The following is a 19301-nucleotide window of genomic DNA, read 5'->3' as shown; positions in this document are numbered from 1 at the left end:
AAGTCAAAAGTTATCAACAAATGTATATTTATGTTTATACCACTTTTTAGATTTTTTAAATTCTGTTATCAACTCCTTAACAGCTTCTTCTAAATTTTGAGTTTCAATTTTAGTTTTGTAATATAGTGGGCTATTTTCAGATAAAATAAGAAAATTTGTTGAAGTAAAATCTTTTGTTGAAAATATAAAAAACTCATTTATGATCTTCTTAGAATTCGACAATACACTTATCCCTAAGACATTTTCAAAATTTCGCATTTTTTCGGAAATCAAAAAACACCAAAATAAATTAATTTTGCTTTCAGGTTTAACACTGAAAACAATAGGAAGCTCTGATATTAGCTCTTCAGCTTCAAATTCTGTAGCTCCCTTATTTAAAAGCCATTTTCGTATATCATTATAAATATTTTTCCTGGCTTTCTTAATAACATTAATCCCTTTCCGCCAATTACTGGGAAACATCCAATAAATTCTTTCTTGTGCATTTTTAAAAATATCTTTGTCTATTGTTGATTCAAAAGCATCTGGTACTACAACCCATTCAGAACGAGGATTTCTATATGATTTTTGTTTTAGTCGTCCCCATGTTTTATTATATATCCGAGTACCAATGTAGGTTTCATCCGTTAATATTTTTATAATCTTTGATTTATTCCACTGTTTTCTATTTGTGGAAAATATTTTTCTTTGATTGAAATATGAAGCAATTTCAGGTATAGTCAATCTTTCATTTACGAATAAATCAAATATTTTTTTTACGGTTTCTGTCGTTTCATCATTTTTAGGGGTAAATGAAACTCGCTCATTAGCAATCTGTTTATGTTCACCTGTACTAAGAATACGAATAGGTTTTTTATTTACATCAAGTAATTGTCTTGCCATTCCATAGACCGCCATACCTCCTGCTGAATAGCCCTGTTGTGAAACCTTTACACAACCATAAAATACTTTCTCACTTAATTGACGACTGTACTCAGCCGCCATGTATCTCTGAATAGAAATCTCTAAACTTGAGAACAGTTGATTATTAGCATCAACAAACCCTCTTGAAACATACACTACCTCTTTACCATGTTTCTTACATAAATAAACATAATGTCCTGCTTGGTCTTGGTCTTGAAATCGTCCCCAACGTGAAACATCATAAACTAATACATAATCGAAATTTGGAGCATTAACATTTTTAATCCAATTATCAAAAAGTCTTTCAAAGCCAGGACGATTTGCAAGAAGCCCACTTACCCCTTCATCAACTTCTTCATGGATAATTGTAATATTATGTTCAAGAGCAAACCGTTCAACATGGCCACGTTGAATTGTTACGGAGTTTTCCTGTTTATCTTCAGCAGAATGCCGATAATAAGCAACTCCCTTTTTATAGGTTTGTTGAACAATATTGAACATGTATTATATGAAGGCTTCCATAAGTTTATTCAGGTCGCCAAGCAAGCCACTTTCTTTTTCTGTCAGTTGAACATTTAGATTTTCTTTTTTACTTAATTCTTTTATTAAAATTTTAATTTGGCTGGAAAAACCTGACAACTGGCACCTTTCTGATAGTTCCGCAACAGTATTCAATGGTTCTGTTAAAAAGATTAATATTTCTTCTTCGTGAAGAGATGCATTGTAAAAAATTTTACCCAGGTCTTTAAATTCACTGGCCCTATACATTACATTATTACTAATTTTTTTAAATAATATTTTCACAATATCATCAATTTCATATTGCTTAATCTTTCTTAATTTGGGGAGCATTTGCATAAAAGCAATTCGTTGATATTCTTTCATATTATATTCAGACATTAACTCTAAATATTCCATTCTCATATCTCTTAATTCTGTAAAATGAAAAAGATGCACCTGTGATATTCCCAGTAAATCAGCTATTTCTTTTTTGGTAGCATCCTTATATTCTATTTTTATTTTATGAATAGCATTCGCTTTTTCCATAGGTTTCCAACTTCTGCGATTATTTTGCATTTCAAATCTGCGTGCTTCAAATTCGCCATCACTCATTTTAGGGTAAACACGACAAGGGACAGATTTAAGCCCTAATTCTTTTGCACATGCAAATCTTCTATGTCCATCCATTATTAGAAAACGGCCTTTTTCAATTTCGCTTACTTTGATTGGGTCTTCAATGCCGTAATGAGAAATTGATTTCATAAGACGGTTATAATCACCGCCAACACCTAATCCAAATGCCTTACGGGGTTGATTTGGGTCTCCCTCGATAACATCGACTGATAACTCCATAAACACCGCAGGTCTTGGTCTAAATGAATCTATGAGACTTTTTATATTATTTTCACTCATAATTTTATATTTAATTATTTTTATTACAATCAATTATTTAAATTTACTCTCAATTATCTGAAGCCAGATATTATTTTTCTTTTAACTAAACATTACAACAACATGAAGTCATAACCAATCTGAATATATTTTTCCAAAAACAACTCTATTCTAGACAGATAAAGTAGATCATTTTGATTTTAAACCACTTTAAACCACCCACCATAACTAGGTTTAAAACTTGGTAAAATACAACAATAGCTTAAAAATAGCTCCTGCGCCAGAGATTCAAGAACAGGAAGCCAACTTTGTGTAGTACAGAAAGAATTATGTATCGTACAAAGTGACATATTAGATTTGACTCCGCATCTGCTGTAGAAATGTACAGTGATACTTTATTCTCAATGGATAGTGATATTGAGACCTATATGTACAATGTAACTGTAAATGTACCGCTGAAAATTCATCAGTAATTTATAGTTAATGACTAAATAAATTTTGTCCATATTAAATTTAATTATGCAATTTTATTACCTACTAGAAAATTAAACCATGAGAGCAAAAACATTATTTTCAATTTTCCCAGAAAAAAAAGATGAAAATCTTACTGAAAAATTAAAGATTCAGAATCCTAAATTATGGAAAAGGCTAAAGAAAAAATTTGATATTGGTAGGCAAATTGTAACTTTGCAAACGTACAATGGTTTAGATACAGTAAATGAGAATACAATTAGATATTACCTAAAAGAATATGCTGGTAGATTCTTAAATCTTGGCCCACATTCATTTCCCACATCTTTTAATGTATTAGAGCCATTTTTTATTTTTAACGCAGAAAATTCAATTCTTCAATTAATTGAAGAAGAAGAAGCTTATTCTATTTCTCTTCTGGATTTTTTGAATTTTGTGACATCTAATGACTTTAATTTAGATAATATTGATTACTTTGAAAATATACCCGAAAATATAATCTATCATTTTCAATTTAGTTCTGATGGTGAAGAGTATAATTTTTCTAGTACAAATGATGTTTCATTTTTCATAGGAAACACATCTCTTGTCAGGCGGGGTAATCATGTTTCCATGTTATTACAATGTGGTGAAACATATGATAAAAATGAAGCAGAAGAATATTTAAAAGATAGGACAAAAGAAGCATTATCTGCGAGTATGAGTGAAAGAAAAAAGTCTTTAGGATTAACGATTGAAACTGATCAAACTCATTCGAAAGTAGTAAATTTTAAAGAGAATAATGATTTATGGAGTTATAATGTTTCTCTACTTTTTGATATTAAACATAAAACAATTGACATTCGACATGTTGCTAGAGACGAAAATCTTAGTTTCAGAGTCTTGACTGATGATTTTTTTGCAATTTTTGCTGGGCAAACGCAATTGACAAAGGACGAGAGAAAAGAAATATTTAATAATCAATTAAAGGAATTAAGTAAATACGATGCAGTATTTGATTTTGCAAGATATTGCTTAGCACTTCCACATTATGTATTTGAAAATGAAGAAAAATTGGTTGACGTAACATATGAGACAAAACTTTCAGAACTATTAGTATCGCCTTTAGTGAAACGAAATTTTCACAATGCTCCAAATAAGTATAAAATCTATGCTAAACCTTTATATTACTTAGAATCAGATTCGCAGGCTTTCATCAAAAACAATGAGTTAAATGACAATAGTTTTCAGATCGAAAAATCAGGATTTTGGAAAAGAATAGGGATTGAAGAGGCAGGATTTGATAAATATGGAAAAAAAGTTATTGGTAAAACTTGGGTAGAACGTAATGATACTTATTATACTGCTCCTAAAGTTGTAACGAAAATTAAAGAAGTTGAAAAGTTTACAAATGAAAGTGCAGGATATATTTATATAATGAGACAACCAGCACATGAGGAAAATATATTCAAAATTGGTCTCACAAAAAGAGATGTAAAAATTAGAAGTAAAGAGCTTTCTAATACAAGTACAATTGATAATTTTTTTGTAATCCATAAATATTTAACAAAAGATTGTATCCAAGCAGAGCAAATTATACATGAAAAATTAAATATGTATAGGTTAACAACCAGAAGGGAATTTTTCAAGTGTGATTTAGAGATTATTATGAATATTTGTTCCGAAGTAATAACACTCATAAATCAAACAGAATAAATTTATTACATTTAAAAATACAAAAAGTGAAAAGTTTAAATAACCTTGAAAATTTAAGAAAGTTGTCTACTTTTACTGAACAACTTAATAGTATTGTTTCATCCCCTCCTATGGAGGTAACTAACGCTTATGGTAACTCAACAATATTAGATGAATTTAATAAAAATACAAAAATAGGATTACCACCTTCCATTTATGATTTAGTTAGAAATTTTGACCGTATATCTAGTGAGCCAACACTTGCAGCCATGAAGAGCATTAATAGACAGCTGCTTAATAGTAAAACCTTTAACAAAATTACTTCTATTGGTTATTGGACACAAGTTGCCAGTATATCATTAAATGAAACAATACAAATACCTAACAGTGAAGAAATTGAAATACTTGCACAAGAGTTAGCAAACCATGCAGAAGAATTGGATGAGAGATCATTAGAGATATTCAATAATTTAGTTACTTCAATTAAAAACTATATTGTCAACAATCCATCTATTAAATATTCTGGATTATTTATTTTGTTTTTAATTCAGCAAATTCTTGTTCCAATAATATTAGATAAAATTAAAGGAGAAAGTCAAAATTCTCCCACAACAGTACAAATTATTAACAACTATGATAGTAATAACAATATTTTAGTAAAGGCAAATCAAGAATGTTCAATAAGAAATTATCCTAAAGATTCATCTAAGGAAATGTTTATATTACAAGAAAATGACCAGGTAGAAATTTTAAAAGATAATATAAAATGGTGTTTAGTTATAAAAATTAATACCGCTGAAAGTGGATGGGTACGAAAAGAACATTTAAACTTTGCTAGGTAAATTATTTTTGACTAATAAAAAAATGATTGGTTCCATCACATACAAGTAAAGCCAATCATTTTTGATTTTAAGCCACTTTTAGAAATTCACCACTACTCCATAGTGCTAGATTATCATAGCAATATTTGACGTTCAAGAATATTTTCAAAAATTTCTCTAACTTGTTTTTGCTTTTCAAGGATTACATACTGCTCTTTCAAATCAAGAACCGTAGATATTTGATTATTTCTGTACGTTTCATGATATTCTTCATCTACATAATTATAAAGCTTTTTAACTAATTCTGACGGATAAACTTTCATAAGTGTATCAATGGTGTCTCTGTTCAGGTCAAGATGTCTAATTGTGAAAAATTCTTTCAATTCAAACCTAAAAAGATTAACTTCATCAGTCCAAATCATCCATTTAGTTTTATCATTAACATAACCTAGAAACTTAACATTGTTTTTGAGATTGTATAACCTATCAAATGGGCTTGAAATATTCAATTGATTGAATATAGATTTTGTTAAGTTTTTATTATTAATTTTAACAACACTTATATTAACTGTTGTTGTCTTTGTAAAGAGTTCTTTAATATTCATTTAGAAATTATAGTTTTTTACCATTCTCAAAAAATTTTGTTTTCAGCATAGGTTGTATAAAATAACCTCACATTAAAATATGAGGCTATGAATAAATTGCTTTAACTATATATTAGTTTTCTTAATTCCACCAATATTAATATTAGTTTCCCCTTTAGTCTCAGCTCCATTTTTCACGTGAACTTTAACAGGTGTACGAACTTCACTTTTAGGCAACTGTGGTTTTGCTTTTTTTTCTTCTTCAGCCATGATTTTAAAAATTTATAAGTTTAATAAAATATATTAATATGATAATTATCGTTGATGCAACTCCTAAAAAAATACCATTTTTAGATTGAGCATAATAATCAGAGCGTTTTTGATTAATCAAGAAATTAGTATTTGCACAATCCATAAAACTATCTTTCAAATAATGATTCATTAATAGTTCAGCATCCTCTAAAGTTTCTTGTTCCTCACGTAAATTCTGCTCATAATCAAAAATTTCTTTTGGATTACCTATCTCTTTATATATGTAAGATTTAGGAAAATTGACAAAAGATATCAATAAATAATAAATTGAGTAAGCTATACTCCCTAATGTAATTGAAACTAAAATTTTTAGAAAACAATTTACGCAGTCTATTGTTGAAGGTTCTTTTATGAATTTTTCAAGAGTAAAAAGATTTACAGCAACAATAGTTGTGTATATTAATATCGGCAGATTTACTAAATTATCAAAATCTTTTTTTCTTTCATTTTCTTTGAAATATAATTCTTTGTAAAAATCGAGAGTATTAATCTCTTTTTTTTCATCATTATTGTTCATTATGTTAATTTGAGACTTATTTTACTTCTATTAATTTTTGGATAATATGAATGTAATTGAGGATAATTTTGAATATAGCATCTATAAAACTCATCATGATTTAAACCAAACATATTTTGAACTTCATCAACAGAATATTCTAAATCATCAAAATGCAGTTGAAAAAGTTTTGGTAGTAAACTAGGCGCTTCTATTTCAAATTCAAAAGGCTCTTCCTTTCTCCAGCCATTATAATTAATTTTTGTAATCCATCTTCTATGTTGGTCAATGGTCATAGCACCAGATTTATTAGCCTTATAGATAAGTGCTTGAATTGAAATTTTCCAATGACTTTTAAGCGCAAATAAAGTATGTTCTGTTAAATTGAATAAATGTTTTTTGATTTCTTTTGTTGGAATCAAAAATTCAGATGCAAATCTATCTGCTTCTTTTTCTAAATCTCTATTTTCATCAATAACACCGCCCTTGTAGTGCATTAATAGATGTGCTAACTCATGAACCAATGTAAAACGTTTTCTTGAATTCGGAATACTATTATTAATAATAATTAAAGGTATTCCATCAGGAGTAATGAAACTAACACCTGAAATTTTGAGGTCTTTATTAAAGTCAAAAAAATGAACAACAATACCTTGTCTCTCCAGTATGTTGACGAGATTTTTAACTGGTCCAATTGGAAGATTAAAATATTGTCTTACAAATAAAGCAAAAGCCTCTGGGGTTGTTTCTTCTTTTTCTAAATCAATATATGGTAAATCAACCTTAATATCGACACTTTCCGTCAAATCAATAATATTACTTGAAAAGATATTTATTATTGATTCAATTTTTTTTGAGTTTGTAACCGTTGTACCTAAGTTCTTTCTAAAATAGAAATGTTTCAAAGGATAAACTTCATGACTTTTATAAAAAAAATCTTTTTTATAGTCAAGTATAGAAGCTATCTCACTAATCATTTCCTCATTTACATGATAAAGCCCTTTTTCAATTTTAGATAGAGTAGCCTGATTAAAACTCAACTGTTGAGCCATAGATGTTTGAGTTAATCCTCTACTTTCTCTGGCAAGTTTTATTCTGTCTACACTGATTGTTTTCATTTTGTTTGTAGATTTTAAAGCGGGGTGGGTTTTGTTAATTGTTATTTTATATCTTTTTTCTTTTTAATAACGTTTTTGTTTAACGTTACATTCTCTAAGGTGCTATTATCCTCTTTTTCAGTTTTAAGCTTAATAGGTTCATGATATTGATAATTAAATAAATCTGGTGTTTCAGTAGTCCAGTTCACTTCTTTTCTATTAATCAAAGAAGTAACAAATGACCCATCACCTTTTTTGGGATTAGGACCAACAAACAAAAAAGGAATATGCTTTCCTACAAATAAACTCCCTGAAAATGTTTTCAAACTATTTGTAGTTGGATAGCAATTAGGCTTGTTTTGTTTTCCATTTAGCTTTTTGATAAATACAGCATATCTATCTTTAACAATAAAAAATGGTGAACCATGATTATACCTAACTTGAACTTTATTGCTAAAACTTTGGTCTTCATCCATCTTTCTGAATACCTTTGATTTTATTGTAGCATTTAAGTCAGTAGCAAACATCCCTGTCATTTTATATTTTAAACTATCTGCTCCTTCTCTTTCAAACACTTCTTTTAGCGATTCTGTTATGATACTATCCAAAATTGCCAATATATCCCCAATCTCAGCTTTTACTGCGTCTTGGTTCGCCAAATCAGAATATAACTCTAACTTTTCTTGCATACTCTCCAAATCTTTTGTAGATTTGCCCAATGATTCAGATGAGTACCAGTCACCTGAATTTAAATTTCTAAATCTCATAATTAAAAAATATTTACCCACCCCGCGTGGGTATTTTCATGACAACACCTTGCGCAAATTTATAAAAAATTATTCATATAATATTCTGTGCAATTAAAATTATTTCAAAAAAATTCAATAATAATCTAATTTTGCCCATTAAGCCACTTTCAGGCACTCATCAGTATTGCACCATGCTCTCAGGTTAAAACTTGGCAAAACATCACTGAGAATAGCTTAAAAATAGTCCCTGTACCATAGGTCATAAACAGAAAACCTATGGATTATCACAATTTGGGACAGAGTCTTTGTTATCTCTAAAATAGTTATATACCATTGTTTTTTTTAGCCCTGTCAATTCCATTACTTTTTTAGGACTAACCTTACCGTCTGTATGACAATCCCAATTACAGAATAATTCAGAGATTATATTTTTCTTTTCCTGCGTTTTTTGTTTTCTTTCCTGATTCAGAACCTCTAAACATTTTCTGCTTTTTTCAACAGCAGTAAGAGTAACATCTTCAAAGAAAAATCTTTTTGTTTTATTTGTTCGTGAATTCTGCCTATTATCAAATGTCTTATTTATTATTCCCCGAACCTCACTGCTTTCTAATGGAGTCTGTAAATTTATCATATTGGCACGGAATATCATTTTAGATAATGTTTTTTTGTCTAAATCTGGATTTAGGAAAAGTAAACGCTTTGCATACAAACCTAGAGTTTTCTCACGGTTGCCCTCACTTACTCTTTTAGGCATAAAGGCAGTATGATATTTTACTTTATCCTGTCCACAATCATAAATACCATTATCATCGTATATAATTTCCATACCTTGAGTTACATCATCAAGGTTATTGTATCTTATACCAATTTTTCCGTTACAGTGTATACCTATTAAAGAGTTATCTTTAATGATAGTGTTACGGAAATTTTTAGAGCCCGTGCTACTGAGTTCTACTGACTGCTCAGATACCAACTCTGTAACAGGAAATACCTCTACATTATCATTATAATACGCATTCGGGTCATATGATAATACTGTAAGCCTGTCAATTGATACTGCACGTTTATCAAAAGGTATATCCAAAACATTTGCAATCTCTTGAGTAGCGGTTTTGAAGTTATCAGGTGTCAGCCCATCAACTTTTACTACTAAAGTCAATCCAGTATTAGATAAACTTCGCCAATAGGCACATATATAAGCAGTATTGATTTCTAAATCCTGTTCGGTTTTACCATCCACATCAATATAAAGGTACCCCGTAGATGTAGATATATTATCCCCTTTGAGATAGCCGTGAGAAAAACTAAAGTTAATGGATATTGCAGGAAGTTTGCTTATCTTGATTGTTCTATACTCCTTAGAATCTCTTTCTATAGTTCGAGCATATTCAACTAATTCTTTATTTTCTGGGGGTGGGTTTTTGATAAATTTTACTATTTCTTCAATGTCCTGAAATGAACCTGTAATAGTACGGTTAGTACAATAATCAATTTTGTTAATCATAATAAATACTGTTGTTAAAAAAAGGCATAACAAGGGCTTTACATAGCTTTTTTGCAATGCTTTAGATTATATAAAAATGTTTTAGTTGATTTTTGGGCTATTATTTAAGATCCAAGCCCAACTGTAATAGAGGATGTGTTTTTGATTGACAGATGTATCGATAAGAGGACAGTTTTTAGAATTACGCCCCACGCACTAATAAAAACAACTGTCAAATTTGCTTTAAGGATTTAAACGTGCCAAAACTTCATTTTTGGAATAATAAACTCTTTTACCAATTTTAGTATTTTTTAAAGTTCCGTCATTATTCCAATGAAAAAGTGTTGTTAGGCTAACATCTAATAATTTAGCTGTTTCTTCACGAGTGTAAAAATCTTTTTGATCTTTTGGTGCTTGATCCTGTTGCATTTTTTCTAATACTTTGTAAACTATTTGCTCAAATTCCTGCATTAGTTCATCTTTTGAAATTGAAATTAATTGTATCATAATATTTATTTTTTATAGTTCATACCAACAAAAAAAAGAGACCTCGAAGGGTCTCCTATATTGTATTTTCGGGCATAAAAAAAGACCTAACTCCTTCGAGCTGGTCTATCTATCTTATTTTTTTAACATAATTATTCTTTGTCTACTGTTTTGAGTCTTATATTTAGATTTAAATACAACTCAAAATCTGAGCTTGCGTAATACGTTTTTTGTGAGGTGCAACCCCTCTTGGTTCATCAAACCTTACGACTTTTTTGGCATAACTTTTCCAATCATAGCACCGTTAATTTGTTATTGCAGTTACGTTCTGCTATTTGTGCCGTATAGAAATTATTCTCCTAATTTCATTTTTGGACGTAATTATCCCCTGTCTACTTGTTTTGAGATTTTTAAAGACTTATGTATTCTCAAAAACTGAGCTACTCTACAGCCGTTTTACATGTGGTACGCCATGAATGGATCAGTTAGTTCCTATAGAGATTTTAATTTTAGACATAACTATGTTATATCTACCATCTTTGAGAAATTTAAAAATTAAATCTCTTTCTCAAAAACTGAGTGACCAACACGTTTTTATTGAGGTGCGTCCCCTCTCTAGTGGCTTGTTCTAGTTTGGATTTTTTTAGCCATAGCATTTAAACCATGCTAAATAAACATAATTTTCCCATGCCTGCTATTTTGAAATGAATATAAAATCATTATAATATTTCAAAACAGAGTGACCGCACGTGTTTAATGAGGTGCATCCCGTCAATAGTTGCTAACTACTTTCGGTTTTAATAGCTTATGCTCAAAAAGTATAGACATAGTTATTCAATGTCTCAAAAATGAGTGACTACTGCCATTTTTAAACAGGTGACTCCCCTCAACAGTATTTCAACTGTAATAGATTTCTACATTCTCTCAAATGAGCTGACTGTTGCCGTTTTTAAATAGGTGACACCCCTAATCACTATTTCAAGTGAAACAGAATTTTTTAAATATAGTTATACACTTACTCAAAATTATTAAGTTTGCTTCTAACTATTTACACAGAAAATTATTGAATAAAGAACGCTCATCTGATTATCATTTTAAATAACTGTTTTTAAAAATCAATCTTTTTTAGGCATACAATTAATATGCCAACTTTATTTTTCAAAGATTCAAGAAACGCTTTTATTAATACTAATGATTTCTGCCAACTGCTCCATGTTTCCACTCTCAATAAGTTCCTGCATTTTCCGCATCTGTGCTTTTAGCTCTTCAATCTCTTTGGTCTGCAAATCAACCTTTTGAAGTTTTTCATTTCTGGCTATAATACTTTCCTTTCTTATCTGTTCATGATCAAAGGTTGGTTTGAAGTAAGTTTTAAAAACAGATTCATCCGTATGTCCCGTATACTGCCATATTTCCAATAAGTCCCAACCTTCTATATATCGGTTGGTACAAAAGCTCCTACGTGAGTCATGAAATGCTATTTTGTCCGCAAAATTGATTTTATCAAACACCACCCCCTCATTAGTTGGTCGTTCACGAGTGATTATTTTTTCCTTGAAATATGGTATTGCTTTGAATAGTTCTTTCAGGTATTCGTTTGTATTTTGGTTGGATATAGCAATATTTTTCATATCATCATTGTACTTGCTCAAAATTTCACCTGCATAACCAAAAAATGAAAAACGGACTGTCTTGTAATTATCTACTCCTGAGCCTTTCTTTAACAGAATATTGACAGTTTTACTGCTGTGATCTATGTGTCCATTCTCAATACGTGTAATATCTCCGAATCTAAGCGAAGTATGACAACCCAAAACAAATAAATCCCTAACTTTTTCCAGTCTTGGAGTATCAGAAAAATCATGTTCATACAATATTTTGATTTCAGGCTCTGTCAAAACTGTATGGAAAGTCGGTGGAACTTTAACTTTGTATTCATCCTGCATATAGCTTCTGTTATCCGTATAACCTTTCTCAAAAGCACGTTTTTGTATTGCAGCTAGTCTTTTGATTCGGGTTTTGAGTGTACTCAATTCTCCTACTCTTTCCGTACCTAAAAGCCAATTTTGAAACTCCAAACAGTGTACCTCATCAAACTTGTCAATATCCAGAAAGATATTATTTTCATTGGCAAAATCTTTTAAATCTGTATACATTGTATTGAAAGATGATACGTAGCTTCTGTGAAGGGGTTTCTGTCCTGAAGCAACAGCACGTATAATTTTAAGTTCTGTTATTTTCATGAACTCCTGGAACACATCATCAAAAGATTTTTTGCTTTTCTGTACAGTAGCCAATTCTTTTCCAGACATAGCATTATCCACAATGGTTTTTAATTCCCCTTTTGTTGGCATACGGTTGTAATGCTCATTGAAATTTTTATGAGCATCAACGATTGAAGTTTTGAATTTAGCTAGTTTTTGATTGATTTCTCTTTTATCACCGCCAGAAGTAACAGTTTTAGAATCAGTATCCCAATTGCTCGGAGAAACTTTTAGACCTGTTGAAAAATCTACTTTTAAATCTTTAAACGAATACCGCCCCATTATTCGAGAAATTTCTTTTTTAGGTTCTGCCAATCTGTAATTAACACTCCCTGTTTCATTGCTGTATCTTTTCACTTTTGCCATATGCAAATATATGGAATTAGTCACCTTTTTAGTCACCCTATTTTTTTTAATGCATTTAAATTCATTTGAATTCAATAAAACACAATATGCTATTTACAAGCATTTTGAAACAATAAATAGATAAAACAAGGTGCAAACAAATAAAAGATGCTATATCCTGTGGGTCTACAAACCATCCTTTTTCAAGGATGGTTTTCTTTTTTTTTATCTTTTATTTAATCCTATTTGAAATGGGAGTTAACGCCAACTGCAAAGAATTAACATAGTCGTTATCAAAGTAAATAGCCCGTATTTCTTTATACAGAAAAGATTCGATTAACAACCAGTTTGCTTTGGGACTCAATAATCTCACTTTGAATGAATGTTCTTTAACAAGATCAATTTTACCAATATAACATTTATGAGGTGACTTCAGCTCAATTTGAATAAGTTCAATTTTAGATTGCATATCCGATAATAGTTTTATAGTATCACCAATATTTAGCTCAACACTTTTTTCAGCAATCGCTCCCTTTAATCTCAGTATATTTTCTTTAAATTCATGCTCCTCCGATTTTTGAATGTTTTTAATATATCTTTGGTTGATCAGTACAAAACCGTCCACCACATAATCAACAGGAATATATTTTATATAGCACCATTCATCTGATATATCTATCAATATACCTTCAAATTCTTTTTTATTTTTTAGGGTAATTAAAACAACATTATTGATAAGCTCATTTGTTTTCATCTCTTTTAACCTTTTTACTAAAGGCACTCAAATTTACAAACTCTATAAAGAACAACATCATTCACATATATAATGATTAATATATTTATAAATAAAATATTTACTTTGTCTATATTGACATTAATAAAAGAAGGCAGCTATAAAAGCTGCCTTTCTCTATTTTTCATTTTTATTTATTAAACCAGATCAAACCTATCCAGATTCATCACCTTCGTCCATGCCGCCACAAAATCATTCACAAATTTACCTTGTGCATCAGCACTTCCGTATACTTCTGCTACAGCTCTCAATTCAGAATTAGATCCGAAAACAAGATCTGCACGCGTAGCGGTCCATTTTGGCTGGCCTGTTTTTCGGTCTGTTCCCATATATAGCTCTCTGTCATCTGACATTGCTTTCCATTGCGTTCCCATATCCAGGAGATTCACAAAGAAATCATTGGTAAGAACGCCCGGTCGGCTGGTGAATACTCCATGTTTTGAACCGTCAAAGTTCGTATCCAAAGCACGCATTCCTCCTATCAATACGGTAAGTTCCGGAGCAGTAAGGGTTAATAGCTGTGCTTTATCAATCAGTAAAGATTCTGTAGAGACCGTATATTTTCTTTTAAGATAATTTCGGAATCCGTCAGCTGCAGGCTCAAGGTAGCCCATAGATTCTACATCCGTCTGTTCCTGAGAAGCATCCATTCTTCCCGGAGCAAAAGGAACTTTTATATCCTGACCTGCATTTCTGGCAGCCACTTCTACGGCTACATTCCCTGCTAAAACAATCAGATCCGCTAGTGATATTTTTTTACCTTCGTTTTGAGAATCGTTGAATTCTTTCTGGATTCCTTCCAGCACATTTAATACTTTATTCAACTGAGAAGGATTATTGACTTCCCAGTTTCTTTGAGGCTCCAGTCTGATTCTTGCTCCGTTGGCACCCCCACGCTTATCACTTCCTCTGAAAGTAGAAGCGGAAGCCCAGGCAGTAGATATCAGTTCGGTATTGCTTAGTCCTGAGTTTAAAACTTTTGATTTTAATGCTTCCACATCGTTTTCATCAACCAATTCGTGGTTTACTTCAGGAATAGGATCCTGCCATATTAATTCCTCCTGCGGAACATCTGGTCCCAGATAACGGGCACGTGGTCCCATATCTCTGTGTGTAAGCTTAAACCATGCTCTTGAAAAAGCATCGGCAAATGCATCAGGGTTTTCATAGAAATGTCTTGAAATCTTTTCGTATACAGGATCCAGTCTCAATGAAAGGTCTGTGGTAAGCATTGTTGGTTTATGCTTTTTGTCAGCATCAAATGCATCAGGAATAATATCGGCTCCATCTTTAGCTACCCATTGGTGAGCTCCGGCAGGACTTTTTGTTAATTCCCATTCATTTTCAAAAAGGTTTTTAAAGAAATAATTACTCCATTGAGTCGGTGTTTCTGTCCAGGTTACTTCCAGACCGCTGGAAATAGCATCTCTTCCGCTTCCTGATTTATAAGTACTTGCCCAGCCTAATCCCTGCTGTTCAATTCCGGCACCTTCTGGTTCTTTACCTACGTGATCTGCAGGACCTGCTCCATGGGTCTTACCGAAAGTATGTCCTCCGGCGATCAAAGCAACGGTTTCTTCATCATTCATCGCCATACGGCCGAAAGTATCACGGATATCTTTAGCGGCAGCGATAGGATCTGGATTTCCATCCGGACCTTCCGGGTTTACATAAATAAGTCCCATTTGTACAGCAGCCAATGGATTTTCAAGGTTTCTTGAATGAATATCTGCGTCTGCATCATCATCGGTAGGAAGAACTGCTGAGTGACCTTCTACAACTCCTTCCGAACCGTGAGCATACCGTAAGTCACCTCCCAACCATGTTTTTTCTGATCCCCAATATACATCAGAATCCGGTTCCCACACATCTGCACGTCCTCCTGCAAATCCGAATGTTTTAAAGCCCATCGATTCCAGAGCAATATTCCCCGTTAGGATCAAAAGGTCTGCCCATGAAATGTTTCTTCCATATTTCTGTTTGATAGGCCACAATAATCTTCTTGCCTTATCAAGACTTACGTTATCGGGCCAGCTGTTTAATGGTGCAAAACGCTGTTGCCCGGCTCCTGCTCCACCCCTTCCGTCTCCTACACGATATGTTCCGGCACTGTGCCATGCCATACGGATAAACAGAGGTCCATAATGACCAAAGTCTGCCGGCCACCAATCCTGAGAATCTGTCATCAATGCATGAAGGTCTCTTTTTACAGCTTCCAGATCAAGGCTCTCAAATGCTTTGGCATAGTCAAAATCCTTATCCATAGGATCTGAAAGGGAAGAATGCTGACGCAGAAGATCTACTCTAAGCTGATCCGGCCACCAATCAGAATTCTGGGTTCCTCCTCCTGCTACACTCTTCTTCATTGTTCCGTTGTGAAACGGGCATTTACTGATGTCATTCAAATCTTTTTCCATTGTCGTTTATTTTATTTTTTATGTTGATTAATACAGTTTCAATTTTCTGTTGTAAGAACATGACAAACCTACAACGTTTAACCGATAAATACAATCTATTAATTTTTATTTCTATGATAGTCAAAAACTATAAATAAATATTTTCAACGGCACAACATCTGGACATAATTGTGGTATTAAGTTAGTCATTTTTCAGATTAACTTGAATAAAAACAGCCGGATACAGTCCAATTTAGAATTACTCAACGTAAGAATTTTAAAGAGGAAAGGAAGTTGGAGGCTGGAAGAAGGAAGTTTAACAGCATCATAAAAAAGTAACTTTATAATTTCTGAAAAAACATGCTATTTCAACAATTTCTGAAAGCACTTCCCTTCCCAGTTTCTAGTTTCCAATTTTATCTCATAAAAATAAATTAACTATCTTTATATTGATCAAACATGAACATCTGCTATGAAAAAAATAATTGTTGTCATTCTCGTTGTATTTATCATTATACAGTTTTTTCCTATTGATAAAACGAATCCGCCGCCTACTCCCGGTATGGATTTTCTGAAGATTAAAAATACTCCGGAGAAAATTGCCCGTACCCTCAGAACTTCATGTTATGACTGTCATTCCAATGAAACAAAATATCCATGGTATGCCAATATCTCCCCTACTTCGTGGTGGGTAAAAAATCACATTGATGAAGGAAGGAAACATCTTAATTTTTCTACCTTTGCAGTATATGAACCTAAAAGACAGCTTCATAAGCTGGAGGAATGTATAGAAATGGTTGAGAAAAAAGAGATGCCGCTTGAATCTTATTATTTAGGTCATCAGAATGCCAAACTGTCGGATGAGCAGCGTGCCGATCTCATTCAGTATTTCAAAAAAGTAAAAGAAGACACTGAAAGAGGAATCATGTTTAATAAATAACATTATGGAAAGTTGGGAAAATAAACATATTGTATTTTTTGATGGAGATTGCGGAGTCTGCAATTTCTGGGTGCAGTGGATTTTGGAGCGGGATAAGAAAGACCAATTCATGTTTGCTTCTCTTCAGTCTGATTTCGGACAGCAGTTTCTATCTGAAAGAGGACTGGAAACGAATGTATTCAATACTATGTATCTGTGGAAGCCCGGACGGTATTATTTGATCAAATCAAGGGCGGTACTGGAAATTGCTAATTTGTTGGGAGGAATTTACAAGCTTTCGTTTATCGGAAAAATCATTCCTGCATTTTTAAGGGATAAGGCTTATGATCTCATTTCCAGAAACAGGATGAAACTGGCCAATCAGAAATGTTATTTACCGGATCAGCATCAGAAGAAAAAGTTTATTCAGGTGTAAATAGTCTTGCACCATTTCATTCAACCTATAAAAAGATATCATTCCGTAAGATTCTCCTACAATATGTATTATGAATAATGCATTGTAGAGAGATTCCTACGGAATGACAAATAAGACGTATAGTTGTTTTTGTTTAATGTTTAATGTTTAATAAAAAATAACCTGAATAAAAATCCCTTATCAACTTTATCATTCATCATTCATTATTACTCATTACCCATTACTCATAAATTCGGCGACCAGACAGAATATGAATTCGGAGGACACTGTATTTTCACCCATTTATCACCCTGAGTGGTTGGATACCAGCTTGAATTCCCTGTGAAATCTTTGATCTGCTGGCTGCTCCAGTTGGTTTCTATCCATCTTTCCTGCCAGTTTGAAGACGTGTTGATGTAAACTACAAGTCCCGGATTGCCGTTATAACCGTTACGTCTTGCAATATATTCATCATTATCGGTATACAGAATAGAAGTTGTTCCGGTAGCTTTATTATTATGAATCCAGATCAGGTTGTTCAGTCTTTCTTTATTTAACCATTCTTCATAATCTCTGTAAAAAATAGTCGGATATCCTTCATGAGTTAAGATATAGGCATATGCCGGCATTTTATTGTAGATGATATCTGTATCATGATTGGCAACAAAAGTAACTGCTTTGTATGGGTTTCTTTTCCACATCATATCATCATTCAGGACATTTAAGTTTCCGTTATCAAAAGCTTCATCCATTTTATAATAGGCAGCAAAGTCAAATACGGAACTGTTGGCATTATTGGCCCACCATTCCAATGTGTTGACATTTGAATCCCATAATTCCCCGACAGAAAATCCTCCTACTTTTGAATTCCAGGTATTGACCACCCAAGGTCCGAAACCTTTAACGTAATCGAATCTCCAGCCGTCAAATTTCATTACATTTTTATAATATTTTGCCACGGAATCATCCCTTCCCCAAAGCCAGTCCTGTACATGAGGATTCGCATGACATAAATCCGGGAAACCTCCAAAAGCTCCTTCATCATTGTTTCCGTAAGCATTTTTATAAAAGTCATTATAATTCCTCTGGAATTTCCCTGATGCAACCCCTGAAAAATTAGTCCAGGTATTGGTTCCTGTAAAAGGATTGGCCTCGGATTGTCCTCCACTGTTGTGATTGATTACAATGTCCGCATACACCTGCATATTTTCAGTATGTGCTTTTGTGATCAATGCTTCCAGTTCGGCTCTGGATCCGAAACGGGTTTCTGTACTTCCATTTTGATTAAAATCTCCAAAATCATAATAGTCTGTGGGGTCATATCCCATAGAATAGGCTCCGTTCTGTGCTTTTGATGCCGGAGGTAACCATACAGCACCAATTCCTGCATCGGACCACGCTGTCAGTTTATCTTTAACAGTATTCCACCAGTTACCACCTTCCGGAACATCCCAGTAAAAGCCCTGCATCAGAACTCCGCCACCTGGTCCGGCTGTAAATTTACTCTGTGCAGAACCTGAACCACTTCCTGTACTGAACGGGCGGCCATCATGATTGGTAACATTCACTGTTTTGTTGTGCACCTCTTCTTGCCTGGAGGGCTCAGTTGTCAATTCATCACTGGTTCTACATGAGCTTACTAATGCTAAAGCCAGCAGTGAAAGGAAAAAGTTTGTTTTTTTCATCGTTATAATTAATTAT

At 32.5% G+C, this 19301-nt stretch carries 17 protein-coding genes; 4 read left to right on the top strand and 13 right to left on the bottom strand.

Annotation, left to right across the window (positions count from 1 at the left end; translation table 11 throughout):
• Positions 1–3: 3 nt before the first annotated feature.
• Both J2786_RS11705 and J2786_RS11700 read right to left on the bottom strand, forming a co-directional pair.
• Positions 4–1404: a recombinase family protein gene (locus tag J2786_RS11705; RefSeq protein WP_310025294.1), complete on the bottom strand. Its 1401-nt coding sequence runs from the start codon at positions 1402–1404 to the stop codon at positions 4–6.
• A 3-nt stretch (positions 1405–1407) separates the two neighbouring features.
• Entirely contained in the window at positions 1408–2316 is a 909-nt protein-coding gene (locus J2786_RS11700; protein WP_310025292.1) for a ParB/RepB/Spo0J family partition protein, read from the bottom strand.
• A gap of 531 nt (positions 2317–2847) precedes the next feature.
• On the opposite strand from J2786_RS11700, the gene J2786_RS11695 reads away from it, so the two are divergent.
• The gene (locus J2786_RS11695; protein WP_310025290.1) at positions 2848–4461 is read left to right on the top strand and encodes a GIY-YIG nuclease family protein; all 1614 of its coding nucleotides are present in this window, start codon (positions 2848–2850) and stop codon (positions 4459–4461) included.
• A 26-nt stretch (positions 4462–4487) separates the two neighbouring features.
• Complete coding sequence (locus J2786_RS11690) at positions 4488–5282, top strand: SH3 domain-containing protein (protein ID WP_310025287.1); 795 nt, start codon at positions 4488–4490, stop codon at positions 5280–5282.
• A gap of 113 nt (positions 5283–5395) precedes the next feature.
• On the opposite strand, the gene J2786_RS11685 is transcribed toward J2786_RS11690, so the two are convergent.
• The 10 genes from J2786_RS11685 to katG form a co-directional block, all read right to left on the bottom strand.
• Positions 5396–5866: a hypothetical protein gene (locus J2786_RS11685; protein WP_310025285.1), complete on the bottom strand. Its 471-nt coding sequence runs from the start codon at positions 5864–5866 to the stop codon at positions 5396–5398.
• Positions 5867–5971: 105 nt separating this feature from the next.
• Positions 5972–6115 (bottom strand): hypothetical protein, encoded by a 144-nt coding sequence (locus J2786_RS11680; protein WP_310025283.1) that lies wholly within the window; start codon positions 6113–6115, stop codon positions 5972–5974.
• A 4-nt stretch (positions 6116–6119) separates the two neighbouring features.
• The gene (locus tag J2786_RS11675; protein ID WP_310025280.1) at positions 6120–6674 is read right to left on the bottom strand and encodes a hypothetical protein; all 555 of its coding nucleotides are present in this window, start codon (positions 6672–6674) and stop codon (positions 6120–6122) included.
• On the bottom strand, positions 6674–7771 hold the full coding sequence (locus tag J2786_RS11670; RefSeq protein ID WP_310025278.1) for an ImmA/IrrE family metallo-endopeptidase: 1098 nt from the start codon (positions 7769–7771) through the stop codon (positions 6674–6676). The genes J2786_RS11675 and J2786_RS11670 overlap by 1 nt, the downstream gene beginning before the upstream one ends.
• A 41-nt stretch (positions 7772–7812) precedes the next feature.
• On the bottom strand, positions 7813–8517 hold the full coding sequence (locus tag J2786_RS11665; RefSeq protein ID WP_310025276.1) for a hypothetical protein: 705 nt from the start codon (positions 8515–8517) through the stop codon (positions 7813–7815).
• Between the two features lie 256 nt (positions 8518–8773).
• Positions 8774–10003, bottom strand: coding sequence for a BT4734/BF3469 family protein (locus J2786_RS11660; RefSeq protein ID WP_310025274.1), 1230 nt, complete (start codon positions 10001–10003; stop codon positions 8774–8776).
• Between the two features lie 222 nt (positions 10004–10225).
• Positions 10226–10489, bottom strand: a complete 264-nt coding sequence (locus tag J2786_RS11655) for a helix-turn-helix domain-containing protein (protein WP_310025272.1) — start codon at positions 10487–10489, stop codon at positions 10226–10228.
• Between the two features lie 1145 nt (positions 10490–11634).
• Positions 11635–13098, bottom strand: coding sequence for a tyrosine-type recombinase/integrase (locus J2786_RS11650; protein ID WP_310025270.1), 1464 nt, complete (start codon positions 13096–13098; stop codon positions 11635–11637).
• A gap of 211 nt (positions 13099–13309) precedes the next feature.
• The gene (locus tag J2786_RS11645) at positions 13310–13831 is read right to left on the bottom strand and encodes a hypothetical protein (protein WP_047434845.1); all 522 of its coding nucleotides are present in this window, start codon (positions 13829–13831) and stop codon (positions 13310–13312) included.
• A 176-nt stretch (positions 13832–14007) separates the two neighbouring features.
• Positions 14008–16287: a catalase/peroxidase HPI gene (gene katG, locus J2786_RS11640; RefSeq protein ID WP_047434848.1), complete on the bottom strand. Its 2280-nt coding sequence runs from the start codon at positions 16285–16287 to the stop codon at positions 14008–14010.
• Between the two features lie 451 nt (positions 16288–16738).
• Here katG and J2786_RS11635 point away from each other — a divergent pair, with 451 nt between their 5' ends.
• Together J2786_RS11635 and J2786_RS11630 are read left to right on the top strand one after the other, a co-directional pair.
• Positions 16739–17206, top strand: a complete 468-nt coding sequence (locus J2786_RS11635) for a heme-binding domain-containing protein (RefSeq protein WP_047434850.1) — start codon at positions 16739–16741, stop codon at positions 17204–17206.
• Positions 17207–17210: 4 nt separating this feature from the next.
• Positions 17211–17621: a thiol-disulfide oxidoreductase DCC family protein gene (locus J2786_RS11630; protein WP_047434854.1), complete on the top strand. Its 411-nt coding sequence runs from the start codon at positions 17211–17213 to the stop codon at positions 17619–17621.
• Between the two features lie 224 nt (positions 17622–17845).
• On the opposite strand, the gene J2786_RS11625 is transcribed toward J2786_RS11630, so the two are convergent.
• Positions 17846–19285 carry an alpha-amylase gene (locus J2786_RS11625; RefSeq protein WP_047434857.1) on the bottom strand — a complete coding sequence of 480 codons (1440 nt, stop codon included), beginning with the start codon at positions 19283–19285 and terminating at the stop codon, positions 17846–17848.
• Positions 19286–19301: the final 16 nt, after the last annotated feature.

The organism is Chryseobacterium vietnamense (genome assembly GCF_031454475.1).
GTDB lineage: Bacteria > Bacteroidota > Bacteroidia > Flavobacteriales > Weeksellaceae > Chryseobacterium > Chryseobacterium vietnamense.
The sequence above is the reverse complement of the archived record's forward strand: the minus strand, read 5'-3'. Positions and strand labels throughout refer to the sequence as shown.

Excerpts from the sequence above, each read along its gene's own strand:
- J2786_RS11625 (WP_047434857.1), bottom strand. The coding sequence starts at position 19,285 with ATGAAAAAAACAAACTTTTTCCTTTCACTGCTGGCTTTAGCATTAGTA.
- J2786_RS11645 (WP_047434845.1), bottom strand. The coding sequence starts at position 13,831 with ATGAAAACAAATGAGCTTATCAATAATGTTGTTTTAATTACCCTAAAA.
- katG (WP_047434848.1), bottom strand. The coding sequence starts at position 16,287 with ATGGAAAAAGATTTGAATGACATCAGTAAATGCCCGTTTCACAACGGA.
- J2786_RS11635 (WP_047434850.1), top strand. The coding sequence starts at position 16,739 with ATGAAAAAAATAATTGTTGTCATTCTCGTTGTATTTATCATTATACAG.
- J2786_RS11665 (WP_310025276.1), bottom strand. The coding sequence starts at position 8,517 with ATGAGATTTAGAAATTTAAATTCAGGTGACTGGTACTCATCTGAATCA.
- J2786_RS11630 (WP_047434854.1), top strand. The coding sequence starts at position 17,211 with ATGGAAAGTTGGGAAAATAAACATATTGTATTTTTTGATGGAGATTGC.
- J2786_RS11670 (WP_310025278.1), bottom strand. The coding sequence starts at position 7,771 with ATGAAAACAATCAGTGTAGACAGAATAAAACTTGCCAGAGAAAGTAGA.
- J2786_RS11675 (WP_310025280.1), bottom strand. The coding sequence starts at position 6,674 with ATGAACAATAATGATGAAAAAAAAGAGATTAATACTCTCGATTTTTAC.
- J2786_RS11655 (WP_310025272.1), bottom strand. The coding sequence starts at position 10,489 with ATGATACAATTAATTTCAATTTCAAAAGATGAACTAATGCAGGAATTT.
- J2786_RS11700 (WP_310025292.1), bottom strand. The coding sequence starts at position 2,316 with ATGAGTGAAAATAATATAAAAAGTCTCATAGATTCATTTAGACCAAGA.
- J2786_RS11695 (WP_310025290.1), top strand. The coding sequence starts at position 2,848 with ATGAGAGCAAAAACATTATTTTCAATTTTCCCAGAAAAAAAAGATGAA.
- J2786_RS11685 (WP_310025285.1), bottom strand. The coding sequence starts at position 5,866 with ATGAATATTAAAGAACTCTTTACAAAGACAACAACAGTTAATATAAGT.
- J2786_RS11680 (WP_310025283.1), bottom strand. The coding sequence starts at position 6,115 with ATGGCTGAAGAAGAAAAAAAAGCAAAACCACAGTTGCCTAAAAGTGAA.
- J2786_RS11650 (WP_310025270.1), bottom strand. The coding sequence starts at position 13,098 with ATGGCAAAAGTGAAAAGATACAGCAATGAAACAGGGAGTGTTAATTAC.
- J2786_RS11705 (WP_310025294.1), bottom strand. The coding sequence starts at position 1,404 with ATGTTCAATATTGTTCAACAAACCTATAAAAAGGGAGTTGCTTATTAT.
- J2786_RS11660 (WP_310025274.1), bottom strand. The coding sequence starts at position 10,003 with ATGATTAACAAAATTGATTATTGTACTAACCGTACTATTACAGGTTCA.